General features: G+C 75.6%; 16 protein-coding genes and 1 pseudogene. 13 read left to right on the top strand and 4 right to left on the bottom strand.

Translation table 11 applies throughout. The features are described from left to right. The 4 genes and pseudogenes from SJ20_RS05375 to SJ20_RS05360 form a co-directional block, all read left to right on the top strand. Positions 1-918, top strand: a pseudogene (locus SJ20_RS05375) (Tat (twin-arginine translocation) pathway signal sequence); the annotation flags it as partial. Positions 919-941: 23 nt separating this feature from the next. Beyond that, complete coding sequence (locus tag SJ20_RS05370; protein WP_044659196.1) at positions 942-1,280, top strand: DUF3039 domain-containing protein; 339 nt, start codon at positions 942-944, stop codon at positions 1,278-1,280. After that, positions 1,273-3,093: a DEAD/DEAH box helicase gene (locus tag SJ20_RS05365; RefSeq protein WP_082067588.1), complete on the top strand. Its 1,821-nt coding sequence runs from the start codon at positions 1,273-1,275 to the stop codon at positions 3,091-3,093. Before SJ20_RS05370 ends, SJ20_RS05365 begins: the two co-directional genes overlap by 8 nt. 105 nt (positions 3,094-3,198) lie before the next feature. Beyond that, positions 3,199-5,142, top strand: a complete 1,944-nt coding sequence (locus tag SJ20_RS05360; protein ID WP_044659195.1) for a heavy metal translocating P-type ATPase — start codon at positions 3,199-3,201, stop codon at positions 5,140-5,142. Between the two features lie 9 nt (positions 5,143-5,151). Here SJ20_RS05360 and SJ20_RS05355 read toward each other — a convergent pair whose 3' ends face one another. The 3 genes from SJ20_RS05355 to SJ20_RS05345 form a co-directional block, all read right to left on the bottom strand. Next, the gene (locus SJ20_RS05355) at positions 5,152-5,505 is read right to left on the bottom strand and encodes a GNAT family N-acetyltransferase (RefSeq protein WP_044659194.1); all 354 of its coding nucleotides are present in this window, start codon (positions 5,503-5,505) and stop codon (positions 5,152-5,154) included. 149 nt (positions 5,506-5,654) lie between these two features. Then, a complete protein-coding gene (locus SJ20_RS05350; RefSeq protein WP_036382159.1) occupies positions 5,655-6,338 on the bottom strand; it encodes an isochorismatase family protein in 684 nt (227 codons plus the stop codon). A 3-nt stretch (positions 6,339-6,341) separates the two neighbouring features. Continuing rightward, positions 6,342-7,694 carry a nicotinate phosphoribosyltransferase gene (locus SJ20_RS05345; RefSeq protein WP_044659193.1) on the bottom strand — a complete coding sequence of 451 codons (1,353 nt, stop codon included), beginning with the start codon at positions 7,692-7,694 and terminating at the stop codon, positions 6,342-6,344. Between the two features lie 64 nt (positions 7,695-7,758). Between SJ20_RS05345 and clpS the strand changes: the two genes are divergently transcribed. Genes clpS through SJ20_RS05310 form a run of 7 tightly spaced genes read left to right on the top strand, consistent with a single transcriptional unit; the run spans position 7,759 to position 13,253 of the window. Further along, positions 7,759-8,121, top strand: a complete 363-nt coding sequence (clpS, locus tag SJ20_RS05340; RefSeq protein WP_002857236.1) for an ATP-dependent Clp protease adapter ClpS — start codon at positions 7,759-7,761, stop codon at positions 8,119-8,121. A gap of 8 nt (positions 8,122-8,129) precedes the next feature. Continuing rightward, positions 8,130-8,897: a DUF2017 family protein gene (locus SJ20_RS05335; protein ID WP_044659192.1), complete on the top strand. Its 768-nt coding sequence runs from the start codon at positions 8,130-8,132 to the stop codon at positions 8,895-8,897. Continuing rightward, positions 8,894-9,826 (top strand): glutamate racemase, encoded by a 933-nt coding sequence (gene murI / locus SJ20_RS05330; protein WP_044659191.1) that lies wholly within the window; start codon positions 8,894-8,896, stop codon positions 9,824-9,826. Before SJ20_RS05335 ends, murI begins: the two co-directional genes overlap by 4 nt. Then, on the top strand, positions 9,823-10,638 hold the full coding sequence (locus SJ20_RS05325; RefSeq protein ID WP_044659190.1) for an MBL fold metallo-hydrolase: 816 nt from the start codon (positions 9,823-9,825) through the stop codon (positions 10,636-10,638). Before murI ends, SJ20_RS05325 begins: the two co-directional genes overlap by 4 nt. Before the next feature lie 22 nt (positions 10,639-10,660). Continuing rightward, entirely contained in the window at positions 10,661-11,425 is a 765-nt protein-coding gene (gene rph / locus SJ20_RS05320; RefSeq protein WP_044659189.1) for a ribonuclease PH, read from the top strand. Further along, on the top strand, positions 11,422-12,111 hold the full coding sequence (locus SJ20_RS05315; protein WP_044659188.1) for a non-canonical purine NTP pyrophosphatase: 690 nt from the start codon (positions 11,422-11,424) through the stop codon (positions 12,109-12,111). The genes rph and SJ20_RS05315 overlap by 4 nt, the downstream gene beginning before the upstream one ends. Further along, entirely contained in the window at positions 12,108-13,253 is a 1,146-nt protein-coding gene (locus SJ20_RS05310) for an exonuclease domain-containing protein (protein ID WP_044659187.1), read from the top strand. The genes SJ20_RS05315 and SJ20_RS05310 overlap by 4 nt, the downstream gene beginning before the upstream one ends. A 5-nt stretch (positions 13,254-13,258) precedes the next feature. On the opposite strand, the gene SJ20_RS05305 is transcribed toward SJ20_RS05310, so the two are convergent. Next, entirely contained in the window at positions 13,259-14,413 is a 1,155-nt protein-coding gene (locus SJ20_RS05305) for an ADP-ribosylglycohydrolase family protein (protein ID WP_044659186.1), read from the bottom strand. 66 nt (positions 14,414-14,479) lie between these two features. On the opposite strand from SJ20_RS05305, the gene SJ20_RS05300 reads away from it, so the two are divergent. Both SJ20_RS05300 and SJ20_RS05295 read left to right on the top strand, forming a co-directional pair. Next, positions 14,480-15,703, top strand: a complete 1,224-nt coding sequence (locus SJ20_RS05300; RefSeq protein WP_036338366.1) for an exonuclease SbcCD subunit D — start codon at positions 14,480-14,482, stop codon at positions 15,701-15,703. Further along, a partial coding sequence (locus tag SJ20_RS05295; RefSeq protein ID WP_131661446.1) for an AAA family ATPase occupies positions 15,700-16,891 on the top strand: 1,192 nt, incomplete at its 3' end. The genes SJ20_RS05300 and SJ20_RS05295, both read left to right, overlap by 4 nt.

Below are 16,891 nucleotides of genomic sequence, written 5' to 3'. Positions count from 1 at the left end.
CGCGGCGCCGCCGTCGCGCTCCACCTCGCGGTGGCGGCGGCCTGGTGCCTGGCCGCCCTGGCCCTGTGGCACCTGGCCGTGCGCCGCACCGTGGAGCCGGTGGCCGTGGGCGGCGGTCGGTCCCGCCGCGTCGCCGCGGGAGCGGACCCGATGCCGCTGCGCTGGCTGGGCCGACGGGCCACGGGCCCGCGCACCGCGATCGCGGCCCGCGCCCAGCGCTACTGGCTGGCCGATCCGCGGTACGCGGCCGGGCTCATCATCATCCCGCTCATGGCCGTCCTGCTGTGGTTCACCGGGGGCATGGCCGCGGAGGGGGGTCCCGGACTGGGCCTGCTGCTGATCCTCGGGCCGATCACCGCCTGGTCCCTGGCCTACTCGATCTCCGCGGACATCGCCTACGACCACACGGCGTTCCACCTGCAGGTCGTCTCGGGCGTGCGGGGCGTGGACGACCGCTGGGGCCGGGTCCTGGGCCTGGCGGGCTGGGGCGTGCCGATGATCCTGCTCGTGACGACGGCGACGGTGGCGGCGGCGGGGGACTGGTCCCTGCTGGCGCCGATGCTGGGCCTGGCCCTCGGCCTGTTCGGGACGACCGCCGGGCTGTCCGCGTTCGTCTCCGCCCGCTTCGTCTACCCGGTTCCGAAGCCGGGGGACAGCCCGTTCGCGACGCCGCAGGGCGCGGCCATGCGCACGATGCTCGTCCAGGGCGCCGCGATGCTGGTCAGCCTGGCGCTCGCGGTGCCGTTCCTGGTGCCCTTCGTCGTCCGGCTCGTCACCGGGGCCGCCGTGTGGGGGTGGGTGACGGTGGCGCTCGGGCTCGCGTGGGGCGCCGTCGCGCTGTGGCTGGGTGTGCGCCTGGGGGCGCGCTGGTACGACCGCGCGCAGGCCGAGACCTACCAGGCCGTGGCCGCCTTCTGAGGGGCGCGGCTAGACTGGCCCGCATGAGTGTGACCGGCGAACCCGACCTGAACGACCCCTTCGCGCCCGCCGGCGGCGGCACGTCCGTCCTCGAGCGTGAGGAGCTGCGCCAGGAGATCGAGCCGGGCGACCACGAGCGCTTCGCCCACTACGTCCGCAAGGAGAAGATCACGGAGTCCGCCGTCACCGGTGCCCCCGTGATCGCCCTGTGCGGCAAGGTGTGGGTGCCGGGCCGGGACCCGAACAAGTTCCCCGTGTGCCCCACGTGCAAGGAGATCTACGAGGGCCTGCGCGAGCCGCAGGACGGCGGCGACGGCGACGGCAAGCGCGGTGGCTGGTTCGGAGGCCGCGGCCGTGGCTGACGGCCGCTCCCTGACGAGCGGCACCCCGGACGGCAGCGTCCAGCACGACCTGTTCCACATCGGCGAGGACCTTCCCCCCGCCATGCCCGAGCGCGCGGCGTGGGGGACGGCCCCCAAGCTGCGCCAGTGGCAGCAGGAGGCGCTGGAGCGCTACCTCCAGACCGCGCCGCAGGACTTCCTGGCGGTCGCGACCCCCGGCGCGGGCAAGACGACGTTCGCGCTGCGCGTGGCCAAGATCCTGATGGACTCCGGCGTCGTGCAGCGACTGACCGTCGTCGCGCCCACGGACCACCTCAAGCGCCAGTGGGCGGACAACGCCGCGCGCGTCGGCATCGCGATCGACCCGAACTTCAAGAACGCCGACGGGCGGCACGGCGCCGAGTACCGCGGGGTGGCGCTGACGTACGCCCAGGTGGCGAACAAGCCCGTCCTGCACCGGAACCGCACCGAGGCCGCCAAGACGCTGGTGATCCTGGACGAGATCCACCACGGCGGCGACGCCCTGAGCTGGGGCGAGGGCATCCGTGAGGCGTTCGAGCCGGCCACGCGGCGGCTGTCCCTGACCGGCACCCCGTTCCGCTCCGACACCGCCTCCATCCCCTTCGTCCGCTACGAGCTCGGCCAGGACGGCATCGAGCGCTCCAAGGCCGACTACACGTACGGCTACGGGCCGGCGCTGCGCGACCACGTGGTCCGCCCCGTGATCTTCATGGCCTACTCGGGCCAGATGCGCTGGAAGACCTCCACCGGCGAGGTCATGGAGGCTCAGCTCGGCGAGGCCGCCACGAAGGACATCACCGCCTCCGCCTGGCGCACCGCGCTGGACCCGGCGGGCGAGTGGATCCCGTCCGTGCTGCGCGCGGCCGACCGCCGGCTCAGCGAGGTGCGCCGCAACGTGCCCGACGCCGGCGGCCTCGTGATCGCCACGGACCACCAGGACGCGCGCGCGTACGCCGCGCAGCTCGAGGCGCTGACCGGCCAGCGGCCGGCCGTGATCCTCTCGGACGACAAGGGGGCCTCGGATCGCATCGAGGAGTTCGCCGCGTCGGACGAGCGGTGGATGGTGGCGGTGCGCATGGTGTCCGAGGGCGTGGACGTGCCCCGCCTGTGCGTGGGCGTGTACGCCACGTCCACGTCCACGCCCCTGTTCTTCGCCCAGGCCGTGGGCCGCTTCGTGCGCTCCCGCCGGCGTGGGGAGACCGCCTCGGTGTTCCTGCCGTCCGTGCCCGCGCTCATGCTGCTGGCCAACGAGATGGAGCTCGAGCGGGACCACGCGCTGGACCGCAAGGAGGGCGCCGTCGACGTCGAGGACCTCGAGGACGCCCCCGAGGAGGACCTCATCGCGGAGGCCAACCGGGCCGAGAGCGGCTCGGACGTGCTGACGCGGGAGAAGTTCGAGGCCCTCGAGTCCCGGGCGAGCTTCGACAAGGTGCTCTTCGACGGCGGCGAGTTCGGCCTCGGCGGCGCCGTCGGCTCGGAGGAGGAGCAGGACTTCCTCGGCATCCCGGGCCTGCTGGACGCCGAGCAGGTCTCCGCCCTGCTGCGGCAGCGGCAGGCCGAGCAGATCCAGCGCCGGCCGCGTGCGCAGGCGGCCGAGCCCGCCGACGTCGTGGACCACCGGCGGATGAAGGAGCTGCGCTCCGAGCTGTCCAAGACGGTGTCCGCCTGGGCGGCCCGTTCCGGCCAGCCGCACGGGGTGATCCACAACCGCCTGCGGGAGATCTCCGGCGGCCCCGCCGTGGCCCAGGCCTCCCGCGAGCAGCTGGAGAAACGGCTGAGCACCCTGCGCGGGTGGTTCGTCGGCCGGACCTGAGGTCCGCCGGGAGCGCGGGGGCGCCCGCGGGCTGAGGATCGCCTCCCCTGGCTGGCACCCGGCACGGGGACGGGCTGGAATGGGGGCACGATGTCAGGAGTCGTCATGCCCGTGTCCGCCCCGTCCCCGTCACGTCCCGCCGTCCTCGGCTTCGCCGCGCGGTACCCGTGGGTGCTCGCGACGCTGGTCGTCGTCGCCCTCACCCTCGGCCTGCACCTGGCGGGGGCGGAGGATCCGGCGCGCTGGATCGCCTCGGCGTATGCCCTGGTGGTGGCCGCGTGGACCTCGGTGGGCATGGTCAGGGACCTGATGCGCGGGCACTGGGGTGTGGACATCCTCGCCGTCACCGCGATCGTCGCCACCGTGCTGGTGGGGGAGTACCTCGCCGCCGTGCTCGTCTGCCTGATGCTCACCGGCGGGGAGGCCCTCGAGGACTACGCGGCCGGCCGCGCTCGGCGGGATCTGTCCGCCCTGCTGGACCGCGCCCCGCAGCGCGCGCATCGCCTGGGCCCGGACGGCTCCGTGGAGGACGTGCCGGTGGAGGAGGTGCGTGCCGGCGACCGGCTCCTGGTGCGTCCCGCCGAGGTGCTTCCCGTGGACGGCACCGTGGCTTCCGCCGAGGACGGCGGGGAGGTCGCCGTGGACCTGGACGAGTCCTCCCTGACCGGCGAGTCCCTGCCCGTCACGCGCCGCACCGGCTCGGCCGTGATGTCCGGCGCGCTCAACGGCACCCGCGCCTTCGTGCTCGAGGCGACCGCCTCCGCGGCCGACTCGCAGTACGCGGCCATCGTCTCCCTCGTGCAGCAGGCGGCCGAGTCCCGCGCCCCCATGGTGCGCCTGGCCGACCGCTACGCCGTGCCGTTCACCGCCGTCGCCTACCTGATCGCCGGCCTGGCCTGGTGGCTGTCCCAGGACCCGGTCCGCTTCGCCGAGGTGCTCGTGGTGGCCACGCCGTGTCCGCTGCTCATCGCCGCTCCGGTGGCCTTCCTCGGCGGCATGTCCCGCGCCGCCACGTCCGGGGTGATCGTGAAGTCGGGTGGGACCATCGAGGCCCTCGGCTCCGTGCAGACCGTGGGCTTCGACAAGACCGGCACCCTCACCGCCGGCCGCCCCGAGCTGGTCGGCGTGCGCCCGGCCGCCGGCTTCGCCCAGGACGAGCTGCTGCGCCTGGCCGCCTCCGCCGAGCAGTACTCCGTGCACGTGCTCGCCGACGCCATCCGCGCGGCGGCCGAGGAGCGCGGGCTGTCCCTGGCGACCGCGCAGGATGCCACGGAGGAGGCCACCCACGGCGTCGTCGCGGTGCTGGAGGGTCGCCGCGTCGTCGTCGGCAAGCGCGCCTACGTCACGCAGGCTGCCCCGGACACCGCCACCGCCGACCTCGCCCCCGGCCAGTCCGCCGTCTACGTGGCCGTGGACGGCGCCTTCGCCGGCGTCCTGCTGCTGGCCGACCGCATCCGCCCCGAGTCCGCCGCCACCGTGCAGGCGCTCCACCGCCTCGGCGCACGCCAGGTCCTCATGCTCACCGGCGACGCCGAGGCCACCGGACGGCACATCGCCGGGGAGGCGGGCATCGACGAGGTCCACGCGGACCTGCTGCCCGCGGACAAGGTCCGCCTGCTCTCCGAGCGCCCGGAGCGCCCGGTGATGATGGTCGGCGACGGCGTCAACGACGTCCCCGTGCTCGCCGCCGCGGACGTGGGCGTGGCCATGGGCGCCCGCGGCTCGACCGCCGCCTCCGAGTCCGCCGACGTGGTGGTGCTCGCCGACGACGTCTCCAAGGTCGCCGTCGCCGTGGCCGCCGGCCAGCGCACCCTGCAGGTGGCCACGCAGTCGATCTGGGTCGGCATCGCGCTCTCCCTGGTCCTGATGGTCATCGCCGCCACGGGCGCCATCCCGGCTCTGGTCGGCGCGCTGTTCCAGGAGCTCGTGGACGTCGTGGCCATCGTCAACGCCCTGCGCGCCATGAAGCCCGGCCCGCACGAGGCCGAGCGGCTCGGCGATCTCGCCGCCGCCCCCGCCCGGGGGGAGCGGCAGGCCGTGTCGGCCTGAGCGCCGGGCTCAGCCGTCCCGGGACTGGAAGCGCACGAAGGCGCGCAGCTCGTCGCCCTCCACGTCACGGGACTCGCGGAATCCATGGGTCTCGTAGAAGGCGCGCTGACGCTCCTCGGTGTCCGTGAGCAGCACGTGCTGACGCACCTGGCCGAACCGGGCGAAGACGCGGCGCAGCAGCTCGGAGGCGATGCCGCGGCGCTGGTGCCCCGGATCCACGAGGATGTCCTGCAGGTAGGCGATGGTGTGTCCGTCGGAGACCACGCGGGCCAGGCCAACCAGACGGCCGCCGTCGGCGGCGGGGATCACCCCGGAGAGGTAGCGGATGCCGTCCCGGTCTGCGGCGATGGGGGAGCCGGTCATGGCTGCTCTCCTCGTCTGCGTCGGGCACCGGCTCCGGCACGCCCGCCGGGGCCGCGTGCCTCCATCATGCCGCATCGAGTGACATTCGTCACTGTCCCGACGTGCGGCGCCTCAGAGGCGACGCGGGCGCCGCTCGGGGCCGAACCCGCTCACGAGGTCGCCAGGATGGCCCCGGCGGCCTCCATCTCGTGGAGCGCGGCCTGGGCGGCCGCCTCGTCGACGCCGGCCACCAGGTCGGTCAGCACGGTGACCTCGTAGCCGGCGTCGAGGGCGTCGAGCACGGTGGCGCGCACGCAGTGGTCCGTGGCGATGCCCACCACGGTGATCGCGTCCACGCCCTGCTCACGGAGCCACTCGTCGAGGCCGGGGGCGCCGGACTCGACGGCGGCCGCGGCCACGGCGGTGGCCCCGTACGGGCCGACGGTCCCGGAGGGGCGCTCGCCCGCGGCCCCGGTCGGGACGGCGTCGGGCTCACCGAGGGCGCCGTCGAAGCCGGAGTAGGCGTCCGTGTGCAGGCCCTTGAGGAACTCGGCGTCGAGGTGCTCGGCGTCCAGGTCGGGATGCAGCTCGGCGCCGGCGGTGCCGGCCACACAGTGCACCGGCCAGGTGGTGCGGAAGTCCGGCTCGGCGCCGGTGGCCGCGGCGAAGTGCGTGCCCGGGTCGACGTGCCAGTCGCGCGTGGCGGCCACGGCCGCGTAGGCGTCCGCGTGCTCGGCCAGGTGCTCGCTGACCCCGGCCGCGACGGCGGCGCCGCCGGTCACGCCGAGGGCGCCGCCCTCGCAGAAGTCGTTCTGCACGTCCACGATCACCAGGGCGCGGTTCAGGTTCTCCACGGGTCAGTCCTCCAGGAAGATGGTCGGGATGGCGGGGTCGCCCGGCTGCAGGCGGCCCACCGAGGCGGGCAGCTCGCGCAGGGAGGCGGCGTGCCGCTCGGCGGCGCGGGTGACGGCCTCGGGGCCGGTCCAGCCCTCGGCCAGCTCGCCGGCGTGTACGAAACGGTGCAGCAGGGGACGGTCGTCGGCGTCGGGCGCGGCGCTGCGGTTGACGCCGATCACCTCGGCGGTGGCCCGGCCCCGCGGGTCGCGGCGGCGCGCGGCCTCCTTGCGGCCGCCCCGGCTGGCCTTGCCGGAACTGGCCTTGGCCACGTCCACCCACGTGCCGTCGTCGTCCTGGCGGGCCACGAGCTTGTAGACCATGGAGGCGGTGGGCGCGCCGGACCCGGTGACCAGGCGCGTGCCCACGCCGTACGAGCTGACGGGGGCGGAGCGCAGGGCGGCGATCGCGTACTCGTCCAGGTCCGAGGTGACCATGATCCCGGTCTCGGTGTTGCCCAGCTTGTCGAGCAGCTCGCGCACGCGGTGGGCCTGGATCACGAGGTCGCCGGAGTCGACCCGGACGTTCCGCAGGGCCGGGCCGGCCACCTCGACCGCGGTGCGCACGCCCTGCTCCACGTCATACGTGTCCACGAGGAGGGTGGTGTCCGCCCCGAGCGCGGCGACCTGGGCCTCGAAGGCGGCGCGCTCCGAGTCGTGCAGCAGGGTGAAGGAGTGGGCGGCGGTGCCGACGGTCGGGATGCCGTACCGGCGGCCCGCCTCGAGGTTCGAGGTGGCGGTGAAGCCCGCGATGGCCGCGGCGCGGGCGGCGGCCACGGCGGACTCCTCGTGCGTGCGGCGCGAGCCCATCTCGGCGCACGGGCGGCCGTCCGCGACGGCCGTCATGCGGGAGGCTGCGGAGGCCACGGCGGAGTCGTAGTTGTAGATGGAGAGCAGGTAGGTCTCCAGGATGCACGCCTCGGCGAACGTCGACTCCACCTGCAGGAGGGGGGAGTGCGGGAAGTAGGCCTCGCCCTCGGCGTAGCCCACGATGTCACCCCTGAACTCGTAGGCGGCGAGCCAGGCCAGCGTGGCGTCGTCGAGGGCGGTGGTGTCCGCGAGGAAGTCGAGCTCGGGCGTGTCGAACCGGAAGCGGGACAGGCCCTCCAGCGCGCGGCCCACGCCGGCCACCACGCCGTAGCGGCGGCCGCTGGGCAGGCGTCGGGTGAACAGCTCGAAGCGGGAGCGGCGGTGCGCGGTGCCGGCCTTCAGCGCGGCCTGGAGCATGGTCAGCTCGTAGTGGTCGGTCATCAGCGCCGTGGGGATCTGCCAGTCGTCGGCGGTCCGCGGGGCGCTGGGCACGGGGTTCTGGCTCACGCGCCCACCCTAGTGGACCGTGGCGGGGCCGGTCCTGGCCCGCCCGCCTCGTACACTGGGGCGCATGTCCGTGCTGACCCGCCACGATCCGTCCGCGCCGCGCGCCGTGCGTCCGGCGCCGGGCGAGTCCGTCCCCGCCGGCGCCACCGACACCGCCCTGCTGGAGCGGCCTCACGAGGACACAGCCCGGGACCGGCCGTGGAACGTGGTGGTGTGGAACGACCCGGTGAACCTGATGAGCTACGTCGCCTACGTGTTCCGCACCCACTTCGGCTACTCCGCGGCCAAGGCGCAGCGGCTCATGCTCGAGGTCCACGAGCGGGGCCGGTCCGTGGTGGCGACGGGCACCAAGGAGAAGGCCGAGCTGCACGTGGGCGCGATGCACGGCTACGGTCTGTGGGCCACGCTGGAGCAGGCGGAGGACTGAGGAGGGGCATGGCAGAACGGTTCCGCTGGACGCGGCGGGGGTACACGGCGCAGCTGGAGCTGCCGGAGGTGCGCCTGCTGCGCGGGCTGGTCAGGGACGTCGTCGCCCTGCTCGAGGGCCGACGCGCGGACGTGCGCCCCGCCGAGGCGGACCCCGCCGAGGCCCCGGCCGCCGAGGACGGCGTCGACACGCCCGAAGATCCCCCGGCGGCGCCGCCGTCCGTGTCCGCCGCGCAGGACGCGGGCCCCGTGGCCGGGCTGGACGCGTCCGACGCCGCGTTCTGGGGGCTGGTCTCCGGGCTGCACCTGAGCCAGGACCCGGAGCCGCAGCGTTCGGCCCCCACCGACCCGGCCGTCGCACGCCTCCTGCCGGATGCGATGCCCCAGGCCGGCGCCGCCGAACAGGGCGCCCACCGGGCCCTGACCGAGGACGCCCTGTCCGAGGGGAAGCTCGCGGACGCGCGCCTGGCACTCGAGCTGCTGCGCTCGACGCGCGTGGAAGTGCCGCACGACCAGGCGCCGGCCTTCGGCCGCGCGCTCAACGACGTGCGCCTCGTCCTGGCCGCCCGCCTGGGCGTCGAGACCGAGGAGGACGCCGCCCGCGTGCACGCCGTGGACGACTGGCGCAGCGCGGAGGACGTCGAGTCCACCATGGCCCTGCTCTACAACTTCACCTCGTGGCTGCTGGAGACGCTCATGACGGAGATGCTCAGCGAGCTGCCCGAGGGCGCGGACGAGTCCGCGCCGGGCGCCGGGGACGCGGAGGGCGAGCAGTGAGCGGCCAGCGCGCCGCCGTGGACGCCGCCGCGCCGATCGGCGTGTTCGACTCGGGCGTGGGCGGGCTGACCGTGGCCCGGGCGATCATGGACCAGCTGCCCCACGAGTCCATCCTCTACGTGGGCGACACGGAGCACTCGCCGTACGGCCCGCGGCCCATCGCCGAGGTACGGGCCCTCGCCCTGGCGATCATGGACGAGCTCGTCGCGCGCGGCGTCAAGGCGCTCGTGATCGCGTGCAACTCCGCGTCGGCCGCCGTGCTGCGCGACGCCCGCGAGCGCTACACGGGAGGCCACGGCATCCCCGTGATCGAGGTGATCCAGCCCGCCGTGCGCCGCGCCGTGGCCGCCACCCGCACGGGCCGGATCGGCGTGATCGGCACCGAGGCGACCGTCGGGTCCCGCGCCTACGAGGACTCGTTCTCGGCCGCCCCGCACCTCGAGATCACCTCGGTCGCGTGCCCGCGGTTCGTGGAGTTCGTGGAGGCCGGCATCACCACCGGCCCCGAACTGCTGGAGACCGCCCGGGAGTACACGGCCCCGCTGCGTGCGGCGGGCGTGGACACCCTCGTGCTGGGATGCACCCACTACCCGCTGCTGACCGGCGCCCTCTCGCTCGTGATGGGGGAGGACGTCACGCTCGTCTCCTCCGCGGAGGAGACCGCCAAGGACCTCTACCGGGAACTGGTCCGCCTCGGCCTCGAGCACCCCCACTCGGCTGCGGGCTCCGGCCAGGCCACCCGCCACCGCTTCGCCGCCACCGGCGACCCCGACCACTTCCAGGCCCTCGCGCGCCGCTTCCTCGGACCCGAGGTCGAGTCCGTGCGCCGCCTGGAGACGATCGGCGCGCCCCGCCCCGCGGCCGCGCCGGTCCCGACGCGCTCGACGGCCTTCGTCCCGCTGGGCGCCGAGCAGGAGGGTGTGACGTGAAGCTGACCATCATCGGGGCCTCCGGGTCCTTCCCCGGCCCGGGCTCACCCGCCTCGTGCTACCTCCTCACCGCCGAGGGCGTGGCCGAGGACGGCGTCACCCCGCGCACATGGCGGATCCTGCTGGACCTCGGCAACGGCGCCCTCGGCGTGCTGCAGCGCTACGTCGAGCTCGAGGACCTGGACGGTATCCTGCTCTCCCACCTGCACCCGGACCACTTCATGGACCTGTGCGGGATGCACGTGGCCATCCGCTGGAACCCGGCCGGCTGGGACCGCGGCCGGCTGCCCGTCTACGGACCCGCCGGCACCGCCGACCGCATCGCCGAGGCGTACGGGATGGACCCCGAGCCGGGGATGCACCAGGACTTCGAGTTCCGGTGCTGGGCCGCCGGCCGCACCGAGCGGCTCGGTCCGTTCCGGTTCACCCCGGTCCCCGTGCGCCATCCCATCGACGAGGCCTACGCGATCCGGGTCGAGGTGGACCGCGTCGACGACGACGGCGACGTCACCACCCGCGTGCTCACCTACTCCGGGGACACCGACGCATGTGAGGGGCTCGTCGAGGCCGCGCGGGACGCGGACGTGTTCCTGTGCGAGGCCGCCTTCCACGAGGGCCGGGACGACGGCATCGACGGCGTCCACCTGACCGGCCGACGGGCCGGCGAGACGGCGGCGCAGGCCGGGGCCCGGAAGCTGCTGCTCACACACCTGCCGGTGTGGAACGATCCGCAGCGCGCCGTCCAGGAGGCCCGCGAGGTGTACGACGGCCCGCTGGCCGTCGCCGTCTCGGGGCTGAGCTACGGCGTCTGAGGGCGCGCCTAGACTGGAGGCCATGAGCTCTCCCGCCCCCACCGCCCCCCGCCCGGACGGCCGCGCCGTCGACGAGCTGCGCCCCATCACCATCACCCGGGGCTGGTCCCGGCAGGCGGAGGGCTCGGCCCTGATCGAGTTCGGGAACACCCGCGTGCTGTGCACCGCCTCCTTCACCGAGGGCGTGCCGCGCTGGCTCAAGGGCGAGGGGACCGGCTGGGTCACCGCCGAGTACGCGATGCTCCCGCGGGCCACCAACGAGCGCAGCCAGCGCGAGTCCGTCAAGGGCCGGATCGGCGGGCGCACCCACGAGATCTCCCGCCTGATCGGCCGGTCCCTGCGCGCCGTCATCGACCTGTCCGCCCTGGGGGAGAACACCATCGTCCTGGACTGCGACGTCCTCGACGCCGACGGCGGCACCCGCACCGCCGCCATCACGGGCGCCTACGTCGCCCTCGCCGAGGCGGTGGCCTGGGCGCGGCGCGAGGGGATCCTCGCCAAGGACGCCGCCGTCCTCAAGGACTCCGTCGCCGCGGTGTCCGTGGGCATCGTGGACGGGGTGCCCGTCCTCGACCTGCCGTACGTGGAGGACGTGAAGGCGGAGACGGACATGAACGTGGTCGTCACCGGGGCCGGGGAGTTCGTGGAGGTGCAGGGGACCGCCGAGGGCGCGCCGTTCACCCGCGCCGAGCTGGACACCCTGCTGGACCTGGCCCTGATCGGCACGGGTGAGCTGGCCCGCGTCCAGGCCGAGACCCTGGCCGCCGCCACGGAGGACCGGGCGTGAGCGCGCCCGCCTCCTCGTCGGCGGGCCTGCCGGAGGGCGCCCGCATCGTGCTCGCCACGCACAACGCGGGCAAGGTGCGCGAGCTGCGGCAGCTGCTCGCCGGCGCCGTGCCCGGCCTCGACGTGGAGGCCGCGGTGGTGGACGCGGGCGCCGTGGGCGCCCCGGACGTCGTCGAGGACGGCGTCACGTTCGCCCAGAACGCGCTGAAGAAGGCCCGCGCCGTGGCCGCGCACACGGGGCTGATCGCCGTCGCGGACGACTCGGGTCTGGCCGTGGACGTGCTGCACGGCGCCCCCGGGATCTTCTCGGCCCGCTGGGCCGGGCGCCACGGGGACGACCGTGCCAACCTCGAGCTGCTGCTGGCCCAGCTGGCCGACGTGCCGGACGAGCATCGGGGTGCCCAGTTCGTGTGCGCCGCCGCGCTCGCGGTCCCCAGCGGCCCGGACGCCGCGGGCGCCCGGGCCATCCACGTCGAGCACGTCGAGCACGGCCGCCTGCCCGGCACGCTGCTGCGCGAGCCCGTGGGGGACGGCGGCTTCGGCTACGACCCGATCCTGCGCCCCGAGGGCCGGGACGTGTCCACCGCGCAGCTGAGCCCCGAGGACAAGAACGCGATCAGCCACCGGGGGCACGCCTTCCGCGCCCTGCTGCCCTACCTGGTGGACGCGCTCGACGCGCGCCCGTGAGCGGCGGGCGCGCCCCCGTGCCGGGGCTGGACTTCACCGCGATCGACTTCGAGACCGCCAACGGCTTCCGCGGCTCCCCGTGCGCCGTGGGCGCCGTCCGGGTGCGGGACGGGGTCATGGTGGACCGTGCCGAGTGGCTGATCCGTCCGCCCGTCGGCTTCGACCGGTTCGATCCCCGCAACGTGCGCATCCACGGCATCACCGAGGACCGCGTCCTGGACGCCCCGCGGTTCGCGCACGTGTACGACGAGCTCGCGGACTTCGTGGGGACGGACGTGCTCGCGGCGCACAACGCGGGCTTCGACGTCGGCGTCATCGAGTCCGGCCTCGAGGTCTCCGGCCGGGACGTGCCGGGCCTGGAGTTCGTGTGCACCCTGGTGCTGGCGCGCCGCGTCTACGACCTGCCCTCGTACGCCCTGCCCTCCGCGGCGCGCGAGGCCGGGTTCACCCCGGGGCGCCACCACGACGCACTGGCCGACGCCGAGGCCTGCGCGGCCATCCTCGTGGACATCGGCCGGCGCGTGCTGGGGGCGCCGCCGGCCGACGCGGAGATTCTGCCCGGGCTGACCGACGCGCCGGCCGGCCGCGGCGTCGACCGCCTGATGCGGGCCCAGGGGCTGAGCGTCAGCGTCCTCGCCCCCCGGGCGGCGGGATCGGGCGCCGAGTCGAAGGCCACCCGCCAGGCCCGGCGTACCGAGGGCGTCTTCGACGCGCGGGTCCCGCTGCGGGACGAACGCGCCATGCCCGACTTCATGCGCTGGCCGGACGAGGGCGTCAATCCGCTCCCGAACCCGGCCGCCGACCCGGGCCACCCCCTGTTCGGCCAGACCGTGGTGTTCACGGGCGGCATCGGCATGTCGCGTCAGAGTGCCAAGACGCGCGCGGCCGCGCACGGCGCGCAGACCGCGAACCGGGTGGGCGCGGCCACCACGATGCTCGTCGTGGGGGACGGCTTCGAGGCCGCGGACCTGCACCGCCCGCGCGCCGAGGACGGGGCACCGCAGGCCGTGACCACGGCGCTGGCGCACCGCAAGACGCGGGACGCCCTGCGCCGGCGGGACCGTGGGCAGGCCGTCGCCCTGGTCTCCGAGGGGGAGTTCCTGCAGATGCTCGACGGGAACTGGCCGGACGCCGCGCGCTGAACCACTCAGGTGGTCGCGGCGCTCCAGCGCCGGGCGGCCTCCAGGACGACCTCGCGCTCGGCGATCCACCCCGGGACGGAGGCCTCGGCCGCGGCGCGGTCCGCGGGGTCGTGCGCACCGAACACGGCGGTGCCGTGCGCCGCGCCGAGCACCTGCCCGGCCAGCGAGGCCGTGGAGTCGGAGTCGCCGTCGTGGTTCACGCCGATCCGCAGCGCCAGGGCGAGCGCCGCCGCCGGATCGGCCGGGTGCACCGCCTGCGCGGTGAGCGCGGCATACAGCGCGATGGCCAGGGCCTCCTCCGCGACCCAGCCCTCGCCGAGCGCGGTGGGGAGGGCGCCGGGGGCGCCGGGGTCGGCGTCGACGGTGCCGGCCAGGTCGACCGCCGCGGTCACGGCGGCGCGGGTCTCCGCGGCCTCCTCGCCCAGGCCGTCGAGCCACGCGCGGGTGTGCGCGACCGCGGCGGCCAGGTCCAGGCCGCGCAGCAGGGCCGCGATGACGAGGGCGTACGCGGCCGCCGCGACCCACGCGGTGGGGTGGCCGTGCGTGAGGACGGCCCCCTGGCGGGCGAGGGACACGACGTGCGGGTCCTCGAGCCCCGGCACCATCCCGTACGGGGCCGAGCGCATGACCGTCCCGCAGCCCTTCGAACCCGGGTTGTGCGGGTCGCCCGGCAGGCCCATCCCCGGTTCGGCGAGCCCGGTCAGGCACGCGGTGCCCGGCGCGCGGCGCACCTTCAGCTCCGCGTGCGCGTCGATCCAGCGGGGCGGGGCCGGGGGAGCGCCCTCGGGCAGCGCGCCGTCCTGCGTGGCGAACCAGCGCAGGCACGCGAGCCACACGCACGCCGCGGGATCGGCCGGGACGCCGTCGTTCTGCCACTCGATCCACTCGAGCAGGCCGTCGAGCACGTACAGCGTCAGCTGCGTGTCGTCGGTGATCGGCAGGGCGTGGGCGCCCTCCTGGGCGAGCAGGTCCGCGGCGTCGGTGACGCCGGCGGGGCCGTGCACCGCCGCGATCCCCGACGCGGGGGTGAACTCGACGACGCCGCCCAGCGCGTCCCCGGCGGCACCGGCCGCGAGGAGGGCCAGGACCCGGTCGGCGTGCTCGGGGCCGGGCAGGGGCGTGGACGAGGAGGCGGTGGGCTCGGGCGCGGTGGCGGACATGCCGCCATCGTACGAGCTGCACCGCGTCGTGCTTATCCCGTCCGCACCCTCCCTAGAGTGGGCCGCATGATCCTGCTGCACACCTCGGACTGGCATCTGGGCCGGTCGTTCCACGGCACCGGGCTGCTCGAGGCCCAGGAGGAGGTCCTGGACGCCCTCGTCGCGACCGTGACGGAGCGCGGCGTGGACGCCGTCCTGCTGGCCGGGGACGTGTACGACCGCGCGTTGCCTCCGGCGGACGCCGTCCGGCTGCTGGACCGGACGCTCACCCGGCTGCACGCGGCCGGCGCCCAGGTGGTGCTCACGAGCGGCAACCACGACTCGGCGGTGCGCCTCGGCTTCGGCGGCGGACTCCTGGCGGCCGCGGGCGTGCACGTGCGCGCGGACGCGGTGGAGCTGGACCGCCCCGTGCTGCTCACCGAGCCCGGGGTCGACGGCGGCGCGGGCCAGACCGTGGCCGTCTACGGCATCCCCTACCTCGAACCGCGCCACCAGGGACCGGCCTGGGGCGTGGAGCCCCACCACACGGCCGTGCTGACGGAGGCGGTCCGCCGCGTCCACGCCGATCTGGCCGCCCGCCGCGCCGAGACGCCGGAGCCGGTGGCCGCCGTCGTGCTGGCCCACCTGTTCGCGGCCGGGGGCCACGGCTCCGAGTCCGAACGGGACATCGGCGAGGGCGAGCACGTCGAGCCGGACGCCCCGCCCGAGATGCTGGTGGGCACGCTGGGGCAGGTGCCGGTCTCCGTGTTCGACGGGCTCGACTACGCGGCCCTGGGCCACCTGCACGGCCGCCAGCGGCTGGCAGAGCACGTGCGGTACTCCGGCTCACCGCTGCCGTACTCCTTCTCCGAGGCGGGCCACCGCAAGGGCGGCTGGCTCGTCCACGTCACGGGCGGGGCCGTCACCGACGTCGAGGCCGTGGACTGGGACGCCGGACGGCGCCTGGCGGTGCTGTCCGGGCCGATCGAGGACCTGCTGGAGTCCCCGGAGTTCGCGTGGGCGGAGCAGTGCTGGGTGCAGGTCACCGTCACCGACGACGAACGCCCCGAGCGGGCCCTGGAGCGCCTGAAGACCCGGTTCCCCTCCGTGCTCGTCTTCCGCCACGAACCGGCCGGCGGGAGGCGGGCCCGGGAGCGGACCTACGCCCAGGTCCTGCGGCAGGCACCCTCGGACCACGCGCTCGCGGTCGGTTTCGTGGACCACGTCCGGCAGCGGCCGGCCAGCGGGGCCGAGCAGGACCTGCTGCGGGACGCCCTCGAGGCCGCTCGCGCGGGGGAGGTGCGCGCATGAGGATCCACCGGATGCGCCTGGAGGGGCTCGGGCCCTACGCCCAGGCGCAGGACGTCGACTTCGACCGGCTCAACGCGGCCGGCCTGTTCCTGCTGGACGGGCCCACCGGCGCGGGCAAGTCCACGGTGCTGGCCGCGCTGTGCTTCGCCCTCTACGGGACCGTGCCGGGCGGACGGTCGGCCGAGTCGCTCGTGACCACGCTGCGCGAGCCCGGCGCGGTGATCCCCGAGGTGCAGGTCGAGTTCACCGTGCAGGGCCGGCGCTTCGAGGTGGTCCGCTCGCCCAAGCACGAGCGGCCCCGCCGGCGACGCAGCGCAGCGGGGGGCGCCACCGTCACCACGCAGGCCACGGTCTCCCTCCGGGAACGCGTGGACGGGGAATGGACGGCGCCGCTCACCCGGGCGGACGAGGTCGGCCAGCAGATCGCGGCCGTCCTGCACCTGGACGCCGAGCAGTTCATGCAGGTGGTCCTGCTGCCCCAGGGACAGTTCGCCCAGTTCCTCACCGCGAAGTCGGATGAGCGCCGCGTCCTGCTGCGGCGGCTCTTCGGCACGCAGCGCTTCGACGGCGTCGAGGAGCACCTGCGCGTCGAGACGGCCCGGCTGGACACCGCGGTGGCCGTGGACGCGGACGTGGCCCGGACCGCGCGGGCGCAGCTGACCGAGGCGCTCCACGAGGCGCTCGGCCCGGACTGGCATGCGCCGGAGCCGTCACCGGACACGGACGACCGGCTGCTCGCCCTCGCCGCCGAGCGCGCGGGTCGCGCCCACGAGGACGCGCGGGCCGACCTCGCCACGGCCCGCGCCGCGGAGCAGCGGGCCCGGGTGACGGCGCGTGAGCTGGAGATCCGAGGGCGGGACCTGGCCGCGGCCGAGGCGTGGGCGAGCCGTCGACGCGACCACGACGCCGAGGCCGAGACCGCCGCGGCGCGGCGCCGCGCCGTCGAGGCCCATGAGCGCGCCGGGCGGGTGCTCGCGGCCGCCCAGCGGGCCACCGCGGCGGCGGACGCCGCCGGCACCGCGTCGGAGGCGGTGACGGAGGCCCTGGCGCACGTCGAGGACGAGCCGACCGCGGCGGCGTGGCTCGCCGCCGCCCGGGCGGACGGGGCCGCCGACGCGCCCGCCTCCCGCCAGGCGCTGGGGGAGGCCGAGCGCGCCGCGGAGGCGGTGGCGCGTGCCGTCCGGGACC

The organism is Micrococcus sp. MS-ASIII-49 (assembly GCF_000946635.1).
Lineage (GTDB): Bacteria > Actinomycetota > Actinomycetes > Actinomycetales > Micrococcaceae > Micrococcus > Micrococcus luteus.
The sequence above is the reverse complement of the archived record's forward strand: the minus strand, read 5'-3'. Positions and strand labels throughout refer to the sequence as shown.